General features: G+C 58.7%; 2 protein-coding genes. Both read right to left on the minus strand.

Going from position 1 to position 1,144, the window contains the following annotated elements; all coding sequences use genetic code 11:
* On the minus strand, window positions 1-208 hold a 208-nt coding region (locus tag A5658_RS28755), incomplete at its 3' end, for a DUF4411 family protein (RefSeq protein WP_231997287.1).
* Window positions 205-1,083, minus strand: a complete 879-nt coding sequence (locus A5658_RS11745) for an ImmA/IrrE family metallo-endopeptidase (RefSeq protein WP_156751400.1) — start codon at window positions 1,081-1,083, stop codon at window positions 205-207. The genes A5658_RS28755 and A5658_RS11745, both read right to left, overlap by 4 nt.
* Window positions 1,084-1,144: the final 61 nt, after the last annotated feature.

The following is a 1,144-nucleotide window of genomic DNA, read 5'->3' on the forward strand; positions in this document are numbered from 1 at the left end:
AATCGAGTACGAAAAGATCGCTGCCATCCAGTCGGAGGCAGCATAAAGAATGCCTCCACGATTTCGGGGGAAGCCCAAGCCGACCTTCGGCAATAAGGGCGTCGACTTTCGCAACGATTGCCGGGAAAGCCGCGGGTGGGTAGTACCTTTCCAGCCAGTCGATCAGCGCACTGGTGTCTATGCAATACAGAATTTTCGCGTCGCTCATCGTCGCAGTGCGTCCCGTAGGCTGGGCAACTGTTCGTAGCGGACATCGAGGTAGTCAGTGACGTCAAGCGAGGAGATCGCGCGATTCTGGTAGGCCTCAAGGACGGAGCTAACGTAGGCGTGCCCAAGGTCGCGTGCCTTGACCAAGTAGTATGACGGACCGCCATCGCGCTCTTTGCGCTTCTCTTTCTCCAGGCGGCGCATTTCTCTGTAGATGTTCTCGAGTTCAGGTTTCCGCCTGCTGTAGAGATCCCAGCTGGCCTTGCCGAGGTCGATGAGTCGGATTAGGACGGCCTCGGCGCTTGCACCGTAGAGATGGCTCAGTGCCGACAGCTCGTCTTGGGTCCACTCATAGCTTTCGTCAGCCGCGGCGATAGTTTGGTCGGCTAGCAGGTCGGCACGTGGCATGAGGACCGACGCCGCGACTTGGTTGCAGAACCGTTCAATATCGTCGCTTGCAGTGCGAGAGCGGCCAACAATGTCATGTAGGTCGCAGAGGCCGCCATCACGCAGACCGAGGTGTGCGAGTTCGTGCAGCAGTGTGAATAGCCGGGGCCGTGGCCAATCGCTCCCGTTGACTGCAATCACCGGATAGGGCCACTCGGCGATCGAGAAACCCCGCATCTCTGCGATATCGACGTCCCGCGTATGGATGACTAGAACACCCATGTCTTCGATCGCAATAACGGCACTATTGAGTAGTTCGCGAGGGTCGGACCACGAAGATCGCGGCCAGTTCTCGATGCCGAGCGCGGCGCGAATCTTTTGAGCTGCGGCCTCGGCGCCATCAGCAGCTCTGAAGCTGAGGTTCGGAGTGGATTCAGGCAAGGTGGATGGCGCGACTTCCTCGAGTTCGAGGTTGAACCGCCCCGGCATGTCCGGAGACTCCACTTGTTGGGAAAGTTGGAGTCATGTCAGGGAGTACGTCGAAGCGGTA

The organism is Mycobacterium sp. 1245111.1 (assembly GCF_001673405.1).
Taxonomy (GTDB): domain Bacteria; phylum Actinomycetota; class Actinomycetes; order Mycobacteriales; family Mycobacteriaceae; genus Mycobacterium.

Coding starts and splice junctions, on each gene's coding strand:
- A5658_RS11745 (WP_156751400.1), bottom strand. CDS start 1,083: ATGCCGGGGCGGTTCAACCTCGAACTCGAGGAAGTCGCGCCATCCACC.